At 46.4% G+C, this 12,860-nt stretch carries 15 protein-coding genes; 10 read left to right on the top strand and 5 right to left on the bottom strand.

All coding sequences use genetic code 11. From position 1 onward, the window contains the following. Positions 1-60 precede the first annotated feature (60 nt). The 8 genes from glyA to thiL all read left to right on the top strand — a co-directional run bounded on the left by glyA (position 61) and on the right by thiL (position 7,132). A complete protein-coding gene (gene glyA / locus EP181_RS06720; RefSeq protein ID WP_127470966.1) occupies positions 61-1,332 on the top strand; it encodes a serine hydroxymethyltransferase in 1,272 nt (423 codons plus the stop codon). A gap of 160 nt (positions 1,333-1,492) precedes the next feature. After that, positions 1,493-1,966: a transcriptional regulator NrdR gene (gene nrdR / locus EP181_RS06715; RefSeq protein ID WP_127470965.1), complete on the top strand. Its 474-nt coding sequence runs from the start codon at positions 1,493-1,495 to the stop codon at positions 1,964-1,966. Further along, the gene (ribD, locus tag EP181_RS06710; RefSeq protein ID WP_338064728.1) at positions 1,959-3,164 is read left to right on the top strand and encodes a bifunctional diaminohydroxyphosphoribosylaminopyrimidine deaminase/5-amino-6-(5-phosphoribosylamino)uracil reductase RibD; all 1,206 of its coding nucleotides are present in this window, start codon (positions 1,959-1,961) and stop codon (positions 3,162-3,164) included. Before nrdR ends, ribD begins: the two co-directional genes overlap by 8 nt. A 32-nt stretch (positions 3,165-3,196) precedes the next feature. After that, on the top strand, positions 3,197-3,865 hold the full coding sequence (locus tag EP181_RS06705; RefSeq protein ID WP_127470964.1) for a riboflavin synthase: 669 nt from the start codon (positions 3,197-3,199) through the stop codon (positions 3,863-3,865). A 2-nt stretch (positions 3,866-3,867) separates the two neighbouring features. Next, positions 3,868-4,983, top strand: a complete 1,116-nt coding sequence (gene ribBA / locus EP181_RS06700) for a bifunctional 3,4-dihydroxy-2-butanone-4-phosphate synthase/GTP cyclohydrolase II (protein ID WP_127470963.1) — start codon at positions 3,868-3,870, stop codon at positions 4,981-4,983. A gap of 70 nt (positions 4,984-5,053) precedes the next feature. Further along, positions 5,054-5,515 (top strand): 6,7-dimethyl-8-ribityllumazine synthase, encoded by a 462-nt coding sequence (ribH, locus tag EP181_RS06695; RefSeq protein WP_127470962.1) that lies wholly within the window; start codon positions 5,054-5,056, stop codon positions 5,513-5,515. Beyond that, the gene (gene nusB, locus EP181_RS06690) at positions 5,515-6,003 is read left to right on the top strand and encodes a transcription antitermination factor NusB (RefSeq protein ID WP_127470961.1); all 489 of its coding nucleotides are present in this window, start codon (positions 5,515-5,517) and stop codon (positions 6,001-6,003) included. Before ribH ends, nusB begins: the two co-directional genes overlap by 1 nt. A gap of 76 nt (positions 6,004-6,079) precedes the next feature. Continuing rightward, a complete protein-coding gene (gene thiL, locus EP181_RS06685) occupies positions 6,080-7,132 on the top strand; it encodes a thiamine-phosphate kinase (protein ID WP_127470960.1) in 1,053 nt (350 codons plus the stop codon). A 303-nt stretch (positions 7,133-7,435) separates the two neighbouring features. Here the strand turns inward: thiL and EP181_RS06675 are convergent, their stop codons facing one another. From EP181_RS06675 to EP181_RS06660, 4 genes are all read right to left on the bottom strand, one after another. Continuing rightward, positions 7,436-8,488: a Fic family protein gene (locus EP181_RS06675; protein WP_127470959.1), complete on the bottom strand. Its 1,053-nt coding sequence runs from the start codon at positions 8,486-8,488 to the stop codon at positions 7,436-7,438. Positions 8,489-8,643: 155 nt separating this feature from the next. Next, positions 8,644-9,330: a transposase gene (locus EP181_RS06670; protein WP_127470958.1), complete on the bottom strand. Its 687-nt coding sequence runs from the start codon at positions 9,328-9,330 to the stop codon at positions 8,644-8,646. Positions 9,331-9,603: 273 nt separating this feature from the next. Continuing rightward, positions 9,604-9,939 (bottom strand): hypothetical protein, encoded by a 336-nt coding sequence (locus EP181_RS06665; protein WP_127470957.1) that lies wholly within the window; start codon positions 9,937-9,939, stop codon positions 9,604-9,606. A 37-nt stretch (positions 9,940-9,976) separates the two neighbouring features. Beyond that, on the bottom strand, positions 9,977-10,630 hold the full coding sequence (locus tag EP181_RS06660) for a DUF2972 domain-containing protein (protein WP_127470956.1): 654 nt from the start codon (positions 10,628-10,630) through the stop codon (positions 9,977-9,979). A gap of 388 nt (positions 10,631-11,018) precedes the next feature. Here EP181_RS06660 and EP181_RS12435 point away from each other — a divergent pair, with 388 nt between their 5' ends. Together EP181_RS12435 and EP181_RS12685 are read left to right on the top strand one after the other, a co-directional pair. Further along, entirely contained in the window at positions 11,019-11,726 is a 708-nt protein-coding gene (locus tag EP181_RS12435) for a phage integrase N-terminal SAM-like domain-containing protein (RefSeq protein ID WP_269471130.1), read from the top strand. Continuing rightward, positions 11,699-11,998 carry a tyrosine-type recombinase/integrase gene (locus EP181_RS12685; protein WP_269471129.1) on the top strand — a complete coding sequence of 100 codons (300 nt, stop codon included), beginning with the start codon at positions 11,699-11,701 and terminating at the stop codon, positions 11,996-11,998. The genes EP181_RS12435 and EP181_RS12685 overlap by 28 nt, the downstream gene beginning before the upstream one ends. 56 nt (positions 11,999-12,054) lie before the next feature. On the opposite strand, the gene EP181_RS06650 is transcribed toward EP181_RS12685, so the two are convergent. Beyond that, the gene (locus tag EP181_RS06650) at positions 12,055-12,750 is read right to left on the bottom strand and encodes an MBL fold metallo-hydrolase (protein ID WP_127470955.1); all 696 of its coding nucleotides are present in this window, start codon (positions 12,748-12,750) and stop codon (positions 12,055-12,057) included. Positions 12,751-12,860 lie beyond the last annotated feature (110 nt).

Raw genomic sequence — 12,860 nt, 5'->3', positions numbered from 1 at the left:
GCAAAAAGGGTTAAAATTCGAATCTTTGATTTTGCCAAAACTGCCACGGAGAGCTCCACCATGTTCACTAAATCTATGACGATTGCCGGTTACGATGATTTGATTGCGGATGCCATTAAAAATGAAGAGAAACGTCAAGAGTCGCACATTGAGTTAATTGCTTCAGAAAACTACACCAGTCCACGTGTCATGGAAGCGCAGGGTTCTTACTTTACCAATAAGTACGCCGAAGGTTATCCTGGCAAACGTTATTACGGCGGGTGTGAGTTTGCTGATGTGGTAGAGCAAGCGGCCATTGACCGTGCCAAAGAGCTGTTTGGAGCCGACTACGCCAACGTACAACCGCATTCTGGTTCGCAAGCCAACGCAGCGGTTTACCTGGCGTTAATGGAAGCAGGCGATACGGTTTTAGGCATGAGCTTAGCGCACGGTGGCCATTTAACACACGGTTCACATGTGAGTTTTTCGGGTAAGTTATACCATGCAGTGCAGTATGGGATTGATCCGGTGTCGGGTCAAATTGACTACGATGAAGTGCAAGCTTTGGCCACCGAGCACAAGCCTAAGATGATTATTGCTGGTTTTTCAGCTTATTCTCAGGTGATTGATTGGTCGCGTTTTAGACAAATTGCTGATTCGGTCGGGGCGTATTTATTGGTGGATATGGCGCACGTGGCTGGTTTGGTGGCGGGTGGTAAATACCCAAATCCTGTGCCGTTTGCAGACGTGGTTACCACCACAACGCACAAAACCTTACGCGGACCGCGTGGTGGTTTAATTTTGGCAAAAGCCAATCCTGAACTTGAGAAAAAATTAAATTCAGCGATTTTCCCCGGTGGACAAGGTGGCCCTTTGGTGCACGTTATGGCCGCAAAAGCCCTGGCGTTTAAAGAGTGTTTAGAGCCTTCTTGGGCAAGCTATTGCGATGACGTGATTAAAAATGCTAAAGCCATGGCCAATGTGTTTATGGCTCGCGGTTGTGATGTGGTGTCGGGCGGAACTGAAAACCATCTGTTTTTGGTCAGCCTCATCGAAAAAGGCTTAACGGGTAAGTTGGTAGACGCCGCATTAGACGCCGCCCACATTACCGTTAATAAAAATTCGGTGCCTAATGACCCTATGTCTCCGTTTGTTACCAGCGGCATTAGAGTGGGCACGGCGGCCGCTACGACGCGCGGTTTTAATGAGCAAGATTCAACCCATTTGGCTCATTGGATGTGCGACGTGATTGACGCGTGTGACCAAGCCAGCGGCTCATGGGACGAAGCGGTTATTGCGCAAGTGCGCGACAAAGTCAGTGCATTGTGTGCCGCTAAACCGGTTTACAAGTAATTTAATATCCGATTTTTTCCATTAATAAAAACCACCAGGCCTGGTGGTTTTTATTTTGTAACGCGCTTGGAACGTTTAACCAGGCCTGGTTAAATGCGTACTCTTTATAAATTCAAATACGTTAAATCCAAACACGTTAAATCCATAAGGAACCCTACGCATGCATTGTCCGTTTTGTAATACGCCAGACACCAAAGTGGTCGACTCTCGCTTGGCCACCGAAGGCGTGCAAGTGCGCAGACGGCGTGAATGTTTGCAATGCGGAGAGCGTTTTACCACCTACGAGTCGGCTGAATTGGCTCTGCCAAGGGTCATTAAAAGTGACGGCAACCGCGAACGTTTTGACGAAGATAAAATTCGTCGTGGTCTTATTAAAGCTCTTGAAAAACGTCCCGTTGCCAGTGAAGCGATTGACCAAATGGCCAGTCAAATGACCAAACGGTTGATGGCCGAAGGGGTGCGTGAGATTCCGTCATCGCAATTGGGTGAGTGGGTTATGGACGCGTTGCGCGAGCTAGACCAAGTGGCTTATGTGCGCTTTGCTTCGGTGTATCGCTCTTTTCAAGACGTAAATGCGTTTAGAGAAGAAATTGAAAAATTGGTTAAAGCCACCACCGCTAAAACCAGTGAATAATATTATTAGCGACTTTACGATTAACACCGAAGACGTGCACTACATGAACCTAGCGTTATCGCTGGCACAGCGCGGCGCGTATTCGACTAAGCCCAATCCTGCCGTTGGCTGTGTGTTGGTTAACAACGGGCAAGTGGTAGGGCAAGGCAGTCATGTAAAAGCCGGTGAGCCGCACGCCGAACGGTTGGCGCTTGCTGCTGCCGGTGATGCGGCACAAGGTGCCACCGCGTATGTAACGTTAGAGCCGTGCGCGCACTTTGGGCGCACACCGCCTTGCGCCACGGGGTTAGTGGAGGCAGGGGTGGCCAAAGTTGTGGTGGCCATGCTTGACCCTAATCCGTTGGTGGCGGGCAAGGGCGTGCATATTTTGCAACAGGCGGGTATTGCGGTGCACGTGGGATTGGGAGCGGCGCAAGCTGAGGCCTTAAACCTAGGGTTTTTAAAACGCATGCAGCACCAATTGCCTTATGTGCGGGTAAAATTGGCGGCCAGTTTGGATGGGCGCACTGCCATGGCCAATGGTGAAAGCCAGTGGATTACCGGCGAAGCGTCGCGTTTAGAAGTGCATAAAATGCGCGCGTTTGCCGGTGCGCTTATCACCGGTGTAAACACTGTTTTGGCCGACAACCCAAGTTTAAACGTACGCTTGCCCGAGCAAACTTTGCACGCACTCAACTTAACGCCAGACAGCGCCCAGCCGTTGCGGGTGGTGTTAGACAGTGCATTACGCACGCCCCTTAACGCCAAACTATTAAGTCTGCCAGGGCGCACGCTAATTATGACCACGCACGCGGCGCTGTTGCAGCAACCCCAGGTTGCATTGCACTTGCAACAAGCAGGATGCGAAGTGGTCGCCATAGCGTGCGATGCGCGAGATGAGCATGAAGGCGCGCCTGCTGGTAGGTTAAATTTACACGCCGTGTTGCGCTATTTGGCCAAGGCAGAGCACATTAACGATGTACTGGTTGAAGCCGGTGCGGTGCTAAGTGGCGCATTTGTGCAAGCGGGTTTGGTGGACGAGTTACACTGTTTTATGGCTCCCAGCTTATTGGGCGATGCCGCCAAGCCTTTAATGGTGTTACCAGGCCTGGTTAAGATGGCACAAAAAATTCAGTTATCGTTTGACTCGGTCAATCAAATTGGTGAGGATATTCACCTGGTTTTAAAGCCCGTTGCTAATCAAACGGTTTGTAACTAACTTATATAACTAAATTAAGAGAGTTATCGCACATGTTTACTGGAATTATTGCTGCAGAAGGTCGTATTGCCAAAATTGAACCCCGCCAAGGTGACTGGAAAGTCACCATCGAGGTAGGCAAGTTAGACATGAGTGACGTAAAAATTGGCGACAGCATTGCCGCCAATGGTGTGTGCTTAACCGCCGTAGCCTTAACCCCTAACAGCTATGTAGCCGATGTGTCGGGTGAAACCTTAACCGTTACCACGGCGGGCGAATGGCAAGTGGGCACCGCGGTTAACCTTGAAAAAGCCCTACGCTTACAAGACCGTTTGGGCGGGCATTTGGTCAGCGGCCATGTTGACGGTGTGGGTATGGTGCGCTCAATTGGTCAAGACGCGCGTTCGTGGCGTTACGAGATTGAAGCGCCGTTAGAGATTTGCAAATATATTGCCACTAAAGGCTCTATTTGCATAAACGGCATTAGCTTAACGGTAAACCAAGTAAACGGTTGCGTGTTTGGGGTAAACATTGTGCCGCACACCTACCAAGAAACCACGCTTAAACATTTAAAAGTGGGCAGCAAACTTAACCTAGAAGTCGATTTACTGGCGCGTTATTTAGAGCGCATGTTGCACGCGCCGCACGCAAGTGAATCGGCTAGTGCCGCCCAAAAAACAAACATTACCTCGCAATTTTTAGCCGAAAATGGATACCAATAAACATGCAATTACACACGATTGAAGCGCTGATAGAAGACTACAAACAAGGCAAAATGGTCATTTTAATGGACGACGAAGATCGTGAAAATGAGGGCGATTTGTTGGTGCCCGCCAGCACGGTCACCGCCGCCGACATTAACTTTATGGCACGCTACGGCCGTGGATTAATTTGTTTAACCATGACCAGAGAGCGTTGCAACCTGTTGCATTTGCCGTTAATGGTAAAAGACAACACCGACATGCACAGCACCAATTTTACTGTGTCTATTGAAGCGGCCGTGGGCGTAACCACCGGAATTTCGGCTGCCGACCGTGCGGTGACGGTGCACGCGGCTGTGGCCAAGGGCGCGACACCCGCCGACATTGTGACCCCTGGACATATTTTTCCGTTAATGGCGCAACCCGGTGGCGTCTTGTCGCGTGCGGGTCACACCGAAGCGGGCTGCGATTTGGCGCGTTTAGCCGGATTTGAACCCGCCTCGGTGATTGTTGAGATTATGAACGAAGATGGCTCTATGGCACGTCGTGACGATTTAGAAGCGTACGCCCAATTGCACGGTTTAAAAATTGGCACCATTGCTGATTTAATTGAATACCGTTTAAAAAACGAAAAAACCATCGAGCGCGTGTCAGAGTGCAAGTTACCAACCGAATTTGGCGAGTTTAAATTAATCGGTTATCAAGACGAGTTAGAGCACAAAGCCCACTTTGCCTTAACCTTTGGCAACATTGACCCCAACCAACCGGTCGCGGCGCGCGTGCACATGCTCGACACCTTGTGCGACGTGTTTGGCTCACAACGTCCCGAATGCGGATGGTCGTTGCGTGCGGCCATGCAGCAAATTGCCAACGAAGGGTCGGGCGTTGTGGTGGTGTTGCGTAAAAAAGAAGAAACCGTGCAACTGTTAGACAAAATTGCCCGTTTTCAAATGAAAGACCTAAACATCAATGCACCCGAAACCGCCTACGAAGACGACGCTAAAACTTACGGTTTGGGCGCACAAATTTTGGCCGATTTAGGACTCAAAAAGCTTAAAATCATCGGTTCATCCATTAAAATGAACGCCCTAAGTGGCTTTGGTTTAGAAATTGTTGAGATTGTCGCTAAACAAGATTAATCAAACCAGATTAATTAAAAGATAACCCTGGTCGCCCACAAAACATCCTAACCATAACAAAGAGACAACTATGAACACCATTCAAGGAAACTTAACCGCAAAAGATATGAAAATTGGCCTAGTGGTTGGCCGTTTTAACAGTTTTATTGTTGACCACTTGGTAAGCGGAGCATTAGACACCATTGTGCGTCACGGCGGCGACAGCGCCAATGTGGTACAAGTGATGGTGCCGGGTGCATTTGAAATTCCGTTGGCCGTGCAAAAAATGGCTCAATCGGGTAAGTACGACGCCATTATTGCTTTGGGCGCGGTCATTCGTGGCGGCACGCCGCACTTTGATTACGTGGCTGGCGAATGCGTTAAAGGCATTGGTCAAGTGCAACTAAACACCGGTGTACCCGTGTCGTTTGGCGTGTTAACCGTTGACAGTATTGAACAAGCCATTGAACGCGCAGGCACCAAAGCCGGCAATAAAGGCGTTGAATGTACTCTAGCCGCCATTGAAATGGTCAATGTGATGAAGCAAATTTAATGAAAACCTTAAAAGACATTAAGCCCGGACAGGGTATAGAAATTGAAGAAGTTGAAACCCAAGTTACGCCGCGTACCCAAGCGCGTCGCGTGGCGTTGCAGGCGTTGTACCAATGGCAAATGACTCACGAAATTGGCCATGTCATTATTAAGCAATTTAGTGAAGACGGTTTGTTGGGCGATTTAGACCTTGAGTTGTTTAGAGAGTTATTACTGCAAGTGTCTGATAACTCAGAACAATTAGACGCATTGTATGCGCCCATGCTCGACCGTTCGGTGTCGATGATTGACCCGATCGAAAAAGCCATTATGCGCATTGGGGTCTACGAATTGCAATCAATGCCACAGATTCCTTACAAAGTCATCATCAACGAATGCGTTGAACTCAGTAAGCGTTTTGGTGCCGAAGACGGCCACAAATACATTAACGGCATTTTAGACAAGGTAGCCAAAACCTTAAGACCGCTTGAATTAAGCGAAAAAATGTAACGCGGTTATTTATGTAAACCTTAGCCTCGCTTTTGCGGGGCTTTTTTATAATCTTTATAAAAGAGTATGGAAAGCCATGTCGCAAGAATTTGATTTAATTGATGCCTATTTTAAGCCGTTGTCGCAGCCACTAGGTCTGGGTGATTTGGGCATTGGTGACGACGGCGCGGTATTAACTGTGCCGGCACATAATCAACTGGTGGTGGTCACCGACACCTTGGTGGCGGGTGTGCATTTTGCAGAGTTTGCCAGCGCGTACGACATTGGCTGGAAATCGCTGGCGGTCAATTTAAGCGATTTGGCCGCTATGGGAGCCAAAGCCGGTTTTTATTCACTGGCGCTCACCTTGCCACACGTTGACCAGGCCTGGTTAAGTGAATTTGCCCTCGGACTAAAAGCCTTGGCACATAACCACAATATTCCGCTTATTGGTGGAGACACCACCAAAGGTCCGCTGACCATTACGGTGACCGCGCAAGGCTGGGTGCCAAATGGTCAAGCCGTGTTGCGCTCCGGCGCGCATGCGGGTGATTTAATCTGCGTTACCGGCGTGTTGGGCGAGGGCGCATTAGGGTTAAAACTGGCACTGCAAACCCTTAACAAAACGGTGTTGGCCGCCCTAAGTCAAACCGAGCAAACGGCCGTACTTGCCGCGCTTAATCGTCCGCAACCGCAGTTGGCTCTGGGTGCGAATTTGCACGGCCTTGCCTCAGCCGCCATTGATGTTTCGGATGGCCTATTGGCCGATTTTGGTCACATTTTAAACGCCTCATCCAAAGCCCAAAATTCCGCTTTAGAAGCCAGTATTAATCTTGACCAACTGCCCATTTCAAGCGCCATGCAAACCTACATTACACGCACCAACGATTGGTCATTGGTACTCAGCGGCGGCGACGACTATCAACTCTGCTTAAGCGTAGCCCCCCAATATTGGGACGAAATAGCCGCAAAAGCCCAAGCCCTAGGCGTGCGCTTAACCGTGATTGGCAAAATAAACCAGGCAACTAAAACAACTCAAACCATTAAAACAGAGGATGTGCAAAGCACGCAACCAGCAAAAATAACCTTGCTAAAAGACCAAAAGCCCTATGAATTAACAGACAAAAAAACGGGTTTTAGCCATTTTTAGCGGTGTTGTTTGCGAGTGTTTATAAAAAAGGAGGGTGGCAATAAAAAGCAAGTCGAGCCAATTTAATTTTACTCTGACCCCAATGCCGTTAAGTTAAGCCAAAAACTGTCATTCCCGCGAAAGCGTGAATTTTTTAAACGGCTTGAAATCCGCGCTATCGCGAGGATGCTGACTAGGGAAACACAAGATTTTCAATGCCAAAATCCTTAACTTAATGGCATTGACTCTGACCCTGTTTATTAACGACCAAGCTCACCGGCGGTAATGAAGCGCAGCGGAATTGCCGTCCGGTGGAGCGCCTTGTTATGCATGTTTCTGTCCTGTGAGTATTTGCCAATAGCCGCCTTTGTCGGGGCCGACTCGTGTAATCATGCCGGTATCACGCAGTTTGTTGATTACGCCACGCACTTGATTTTCGGTCATGCCGAGCATGCTCGAAAGCTCTTTGCGGCTGGCGGTGGGTTTATCTGCTAAAGCCCGCAGAATTTTCTGGTGGTTTTCTGGTGAATGTCGGGTGGTTTTCTGGTGGTTTTCTGGTGATTTGATAATCATCAGGTCACGGTTTTTAAGCGGGTGGTGTTCTCCAAAGAGCAGATTGGCAAAAAAACGATCCAGATAGGTGCTGGTTTTTTCGATACCGTATTCCAGATTTTGGTAGTTCGCCCTGACCAAGGCGTTGCGAAAATAGAGGGCGTTTTCTTCAAACAGAGTGTTGTCGGCATTAAATCCCAGCAGGCGCAGATATTTGATCAAAAACACCGCGGTGGTGCGGGTGTTGCCCTCACCAAAAGGATGAATTTGCCATAGATCAGAGATAAGTTCTGCGATGTGCGCCACCGCTTGTTGTTTGGTGAGGTTGTGATAAGAAAACTTCTTTTCTTGGGCAAAGTCATACTCCAGCGTTTCCCGCAAATTCATTGCGCTGCCATACTGCACACTCTCGCCCTGCAGAATCGGTTCTGCTTTGGTGATGTCGAAGTCGCGGACTTTTCCGGCAATCTTGGCATCTAAAATCCCCGTAAACAGATAGTTATGAATCGCGATATATTCAGCAGGGCTAAAGGTGAAAGCGTTTTTGCTAAGCAGTTTGTTGATGCGCGATGACACTTCATCGGCTTCGCGTTTGCTCAGTTCGCTTGGGGTACGGGGCGGATTGTGGCGGTAATAGGCGGCAATCTGTTGTTCTGCTTCCTCGACCGAAAATTTGCCTTCGATATTGTCGGTGGCGATTTGGATCAGGGTTGGCGATGGCGTGAGGCCGTCCACCTGCTGCAGTCCGATGGCGATGCGCCAGTTCTGTGCCTTCTGTCGTTTGTCGGGGTCGCCGATTTTTTTGTATTGGCCGAATTCATTCATGGTTTACGCACCCTCGATTTCGGCCACGATGGCGTCAATGTCTTTGCGCAGTTGGTCGGTTTTGGCGACGGTGGTTTTGAGTTTTGCATTGAGTTGGGTGATGTCCGTTTTTTCGAGGGTCTAAAAGGGGGGTCAAAGCCCTTTTTGTGCATAAGTTAACTTTTACGAGGCCGACCACGATGGGTTTGTCCAACTTTTCGCCCCAATGTAGACTCAATCTTCGCTTTAAAATATTCCGCGCCAACAGGTGTGCCTGAAGCCGTTCCTCGTCTTATATTGTCCAATATATCATCGGATAGGGCTTGGTTAAAAAATGCAGCATAACACTGTCCACGTACTAAGGGGTTATCACTTAATTTAGTAAATTCAGGGTGCGGAGTAATTAAAAGGCTTGGTCCTGAAAGTGCATTGGCATGATAGCTTGAAAAAACATAATCTTGTGGGGCGTAAACCATCTTTGCCCTGACTGGATTTAATTCAATATAACGCATACACGCCAGTAAATAACATTCGCTTTCAATCAAGCTACTTTTAAAACGACCTTCCCACAAGCTGCCGCTAAAACCGTATTTTTTATTCACATAGGGCACATAATGCCGCCCTACAAATTGCATCAGCTGGCTGATTGCATTAACAGTAGGCGATGACAATAACAAATGCACATGGTTGGTCATCAAAACATAAGCGTGCAGGGCGACTTCGTACTTATCTAGAGCTTCACGGAGCTTATCCAGATAAAAATAATAATCCGCAGACTCAAAGAAAATAGGGTCACGATTACGCCCACGTTGTACAACATGGTTAGGCACATCAGGAAGAAAAAATCTAGGTTTACGAGGCATCAAACGATAATAGCCTAGGGCGGTTAAAAAGTAAAGTTATCCACATAAAGGGCTTTGACCCCTTTCATTTCATATACCTACAAAATATAGATGGCCACAGGGCGTGCCAGGCCTGGTTGTTTTGTTTTATAACTGTTTTTTAATGCTGAATTTGGTTTTAAAACGGGTCTTCATTTTAAATGTTTTAACCTTAAAAACTCAGACGCTTTAACGATTAAGCTAACCAGCCGCGCGTTAGCGCGGTCGGGTTGAGTGTTTTGTTAGGCTTTTATTTTATTTACCAATTTTCTTCATTATTTCTGCACGTTTTCGTTTGTAAATGGCCTCCATTTCAGCATTGCATACACCATGCTGATTGTCGAAAATACCAACACGTGCTATTTGTTCATATTGGCCATTAGGGTAAATATATTGGTATGTGTATTTTGTGTTCCACTCCCAGCGATTCTTCGATTTATTGAATTTAAAATCGGTACCTTTTCCAAATTTAGCGTAATCTTGGGCACTCCCATCTAGATTAGAATAGCCACAATAAAAAAATTCTTCAGCGGCAAAGGAAGCATTGCCCGCTAGCATTAAACAAAGTAAAAAAGTTAGCTTTTTTTGCATGAGAAGAATAGTTCTCCGATATTTTTTTGCCTAACGTTTAAGCTAACCCGCCGCGCTTTAGCGTGGTCGGGTTGAGTGATTTGTTAGGTTTTATTGGCGTAATTCCAAGTTTTTCATGCGTATCAATCTGGTAATTTTCTTTACTAATTCGATGGCTATAATGGGTTATCGCAATTAATTCAGAGTATTCGGATTTATCTAAATTTTGGTCAAGGATATTGAAAGTATCTTTTCCAAATGCAATTATTTTTGGTTTGTTAGACTGAATGAATTTCAGCTCTTCTCTAAAACCATTTATTTGTTCTTTAATCACATGAGGGTTTTGTTTTAAATGCTTTAAAACATCCTTCGACGACAGCATAGGAAAATCTTTAATTATATCTGTCATATAAGCACCTAAGTAATCGGTATCGTCTAATGCAAATCGAATTTTGTAATCTTGACCGTGTGGGTTCGAATCGTGAAAGTTTAAAAATGGCTCAGGCATATTCACTACTCTTGAAAAGTTTAAAGCCACCATTACTGTATCTGTTTTAAGATTATCTAGTAGTGAAGGGTTATTTTTTAAATCAAAAATACTCATATCTGAAATGTTTGATTTTGGTTTGTTTCCAGCTTTTGCCCATACCGCCCAGCTTGCTACATGTCCATATTTTTCAGCGATATTATTATAAAGTTGTTCTGTAATCATTTTAAAAACCTAACGATAAAACTAAGCGTGCTGCGCGTTAGCGCAGTCCGCTTGAGTGCTTTGTTAAAGCGTGATGCTTAAGGTGAAAGACAAACTTTTAACTTGAAACATTGCGCCAATTTATAACGCCAGAACTAAAGCTACCAGGCCTGGTTGTTTTATTTTGAACTGTTTTTAAATACTGAATTTGGTTTTAAAACGGATCTTCATTTTAAATGTTTTAACCCAAAAAACTCAGACGCTTTAACATTTAGTATAAGGCACTATTGCCTGTTTATTGGTTATTACATTTATTTTCATGTCAAACTTCTTATTGATTGTAAGGCTTGTTACTTTGACAGGTTATACGCTATTATTAGGTTTAACTGTTGTTTCAAAAAGAATTGCTATGGATAATACACTAAAGAAACCTTCTTTACTAGAAGATATGCGTAACCAGTTACGTCGTGAGGGGTATGCGTATTCTACTGAGAATAGCTATTGCGATTGGGTGCGGCGCTTTGTTAAGTTTCATGGATTTTTGAGCCGTGAGGCGATGCTTTCAGAGGCTTCTGTAAGGGTTGAGGCGTTTTTGACGCATTTGGCGGTTAAGCAAAATGTGGCACCTTCTACCCAAAATCAGGCCTTAAATGCGTTGGTGTATTGTTACAGCAAAGTGTTAAATGCGCCTTTTTCAGATGTAAAGGCGAGTCGATCGCGCAAAGAGCCGCGCATTCCGGTGGTGTTAACCAAGGAGGAGGTGGGACAGGTGTTGTCTTTGATGGAGGGCACAACGGGATTGATTACCAAATTGTTGTATGCGGGTGGTTTACGCATTACCGAGGCGGTGCGTTTGCGGGTGCAGGATATTGATTTTGGGTTTAGGCAGATTACTGTTCGCGATGGCAAGGGCAAAAAAGACCGGGTGACGCCTTTGGCGACCAATTTGATTGCGCTGTTAGAGGTGCAATTGCAAAAAGTGAAAACCCTGCATCAACAAGATTTGGAACAGGGTTATGGCTCGGTTTACTTGCCTTATGCATTGGCAAAAAATATCCTAATGCGGACAGGGAATGGGGTTGGCAGTATGTGTTTCCGAGCCGTAGTTTGGCGGTAGATCCACGCTCGGGCGTAACGCGCCGCCATCATGTGGATCAGTCGTTGGTGAATAAGGCGATTAAACAAGCGATTAGAAAATGCGGCATCGCCAAAAAAGTCAGTGCGCATACGTTTCGCCATTCGTTTGCGACCCATTTATTGCAAACAGGAACCGATATTCGCACCATTCAATCGCTGTTAGGGCATGCCGATTTGCAAACCACCATGATTTATACCCATGTGTTAAAACAAGGCGGGCAAGGCGTGGTGAGTCCGTTTGATTGCTTGTAAATTACGTCGTCAATAACAGCCAAATTGAAGAGCAGCGAAAGCAAATAACGGCCAAATCAAGCCGGTTCAAGGTTTCCGCATTGCATGTTGCCTGGTACAGACACGGCGATGCGTTTGGGGTTGGGTAAATTTAGCCCGTCCATAATGGTGGCAAAGTCTTGAAAGGCTTTGTTTTGTCCTACGCGATTGTTAAATTGTTTTTCTTCGCCGATGGTCGATTGGCTAAAGCCTTTGTAATCGTGTGCCGGAAACACCACCGTGTCGTCGGGTAGGGTAAACAGTTTTTGGGTCAGTGAGTGGTACATGCTTTCATTGCTGCCCAACTGAAAATCGGTGCGTCCGCAGTCGCGTACCAATAGGGTGTCGCCGGTAAAGGCCGCGCCATCAATTAAATAGGTGATGTCGTTATTGGTGTGCCCTGGAGTGTGCAGCACGTTAATGTGTTGCTCGCCCAGTTTAAACACGTCGCCGTCTACGGCCAAAATGTCGGCGCATTGTGAGCCGGAATTTTTGTGCACCACAATTTGCGCGTGGGTGTGTTTGCGAATAGGTCCTGCGCCGGTGATGTGGTCAGCGTGAATGTGGGTTTCTAGCAGATACTTAACGTTTAAGCCCAGTTGTTGAATGTGCTCAATATCGCGTTCTACTTTTTCTAGCACTGAATCAATCACGGCGGCCTCTTTGGTGATTTCATCCCATACCAGATATGTGTAGGTCCAGGTGTCGTAATCAAAGAGTTGACGAATTTTCATTGCAAGGCCTCGGTGCTTTGTTTGTTATAATAGAATACTTATGGTGTATTAAATATTTTAATGTCATCATAAATTTTTATCCGTTTATTATCCTCAGAAAAAGCCATTCA

The organism is Thiomicrorhabdus aquaedulcis, assembly GCF_004001325.1.
Lineage (GTDB): Bacteria > Pseudomonadota > Gammaproteobacteria > Thiomicrospirales > Thiomicrospiraceae > Thiomicrorhabdus > Thiomicrorhabdus aquaedulcis.
The sequence above is the reverse complement of the archived record's forward strand: the minus strand, read 5'-3'. Positions and strand labels throughout refer to the sequence as shown.

Coding starts and splice junctions, on each gene's coding strand:
- glyA (WP_127470966.1), top strand. CDS start 61: ATGTTCACTAAATCTATGACGATTGCCGGTTACGATGATTTGATTGCG.
- nrdR (WP_127470965.1), top strand. CDS start 1,493: ATGCATTGTCCGTTTTGTAATACGCCAGACACCAAAGTGGTCGACTCT.
- EP181_RS06705 (WP_127470964.1), top strand. CDS start 3,197: ATGTTTACTGGAATTATTGCTGCAGAAGGTCGTATTGCCAAAATTGAA.
- ribBA (WP_127470963.1), top strand. CDS start 3,868: ATGCAATTACACACGATTGAAGCGCTGATAGAAGACTACAAACAAGGC.
- ribH (WP_127470962.1), top strand. CDS start 5,054: ATGAACACCATTCAAGGAAACTTAACCGCAAAAGATATGAAAATTGGC.
- nusB (WP_127470961.1), top strand. CDS start 5,515: ATGAAAACCTTAAAAGACATTAAGCCCGGACAGGGTATAGAAATTGAA.
- thiL (WP_127470960.1), top strand. CDS start 6,080: ATGTCGCAAGAATTTGATTTAATTGATGCCTATTTTAAGCCGTTGTCG.
- EP181_RS06675 (WP_127470959.1), bottom strand. CDS start 8,488: ATGAATGAATTCGGCCAATACAAAAAAATCGGCGACCCCGACAAACGA.
- EP181_RS06670 (WP_127470958.1), bottom strand. CDS start 9,330: ATGCCTCGTAAACCTAGATTTTTTCTTCCTGATGTGCCTAACCATGTT.
- EP181_RS06665 (WP_127470957.1), bottom strand. CDS start 9,939: ATGCAAAAAAAGCTAACTTTTTTACTTTGTTTAATGCTAGCGGGCAAT.
- EP181_RS06660 (WP_127470956.1), bottom strand. CDS start 10,630: ATGATTACAGAACAACTTTATAATAATATCGCTGAAAAATATGGACAT.
- EP181_RS12435 (WP_269471130.1), top strand. CDS start 11,019: ATGGATAATACACTAAAGAAACCTTCTTTACTAGAAGATATGCGTAAC.
- EP181_RS06650 (WP_127470955.1), bottom strand. CDS start 12,750: ATGAAAATTCGTCAACTCTTTGATTACGACACCTGGACCTACACATAT.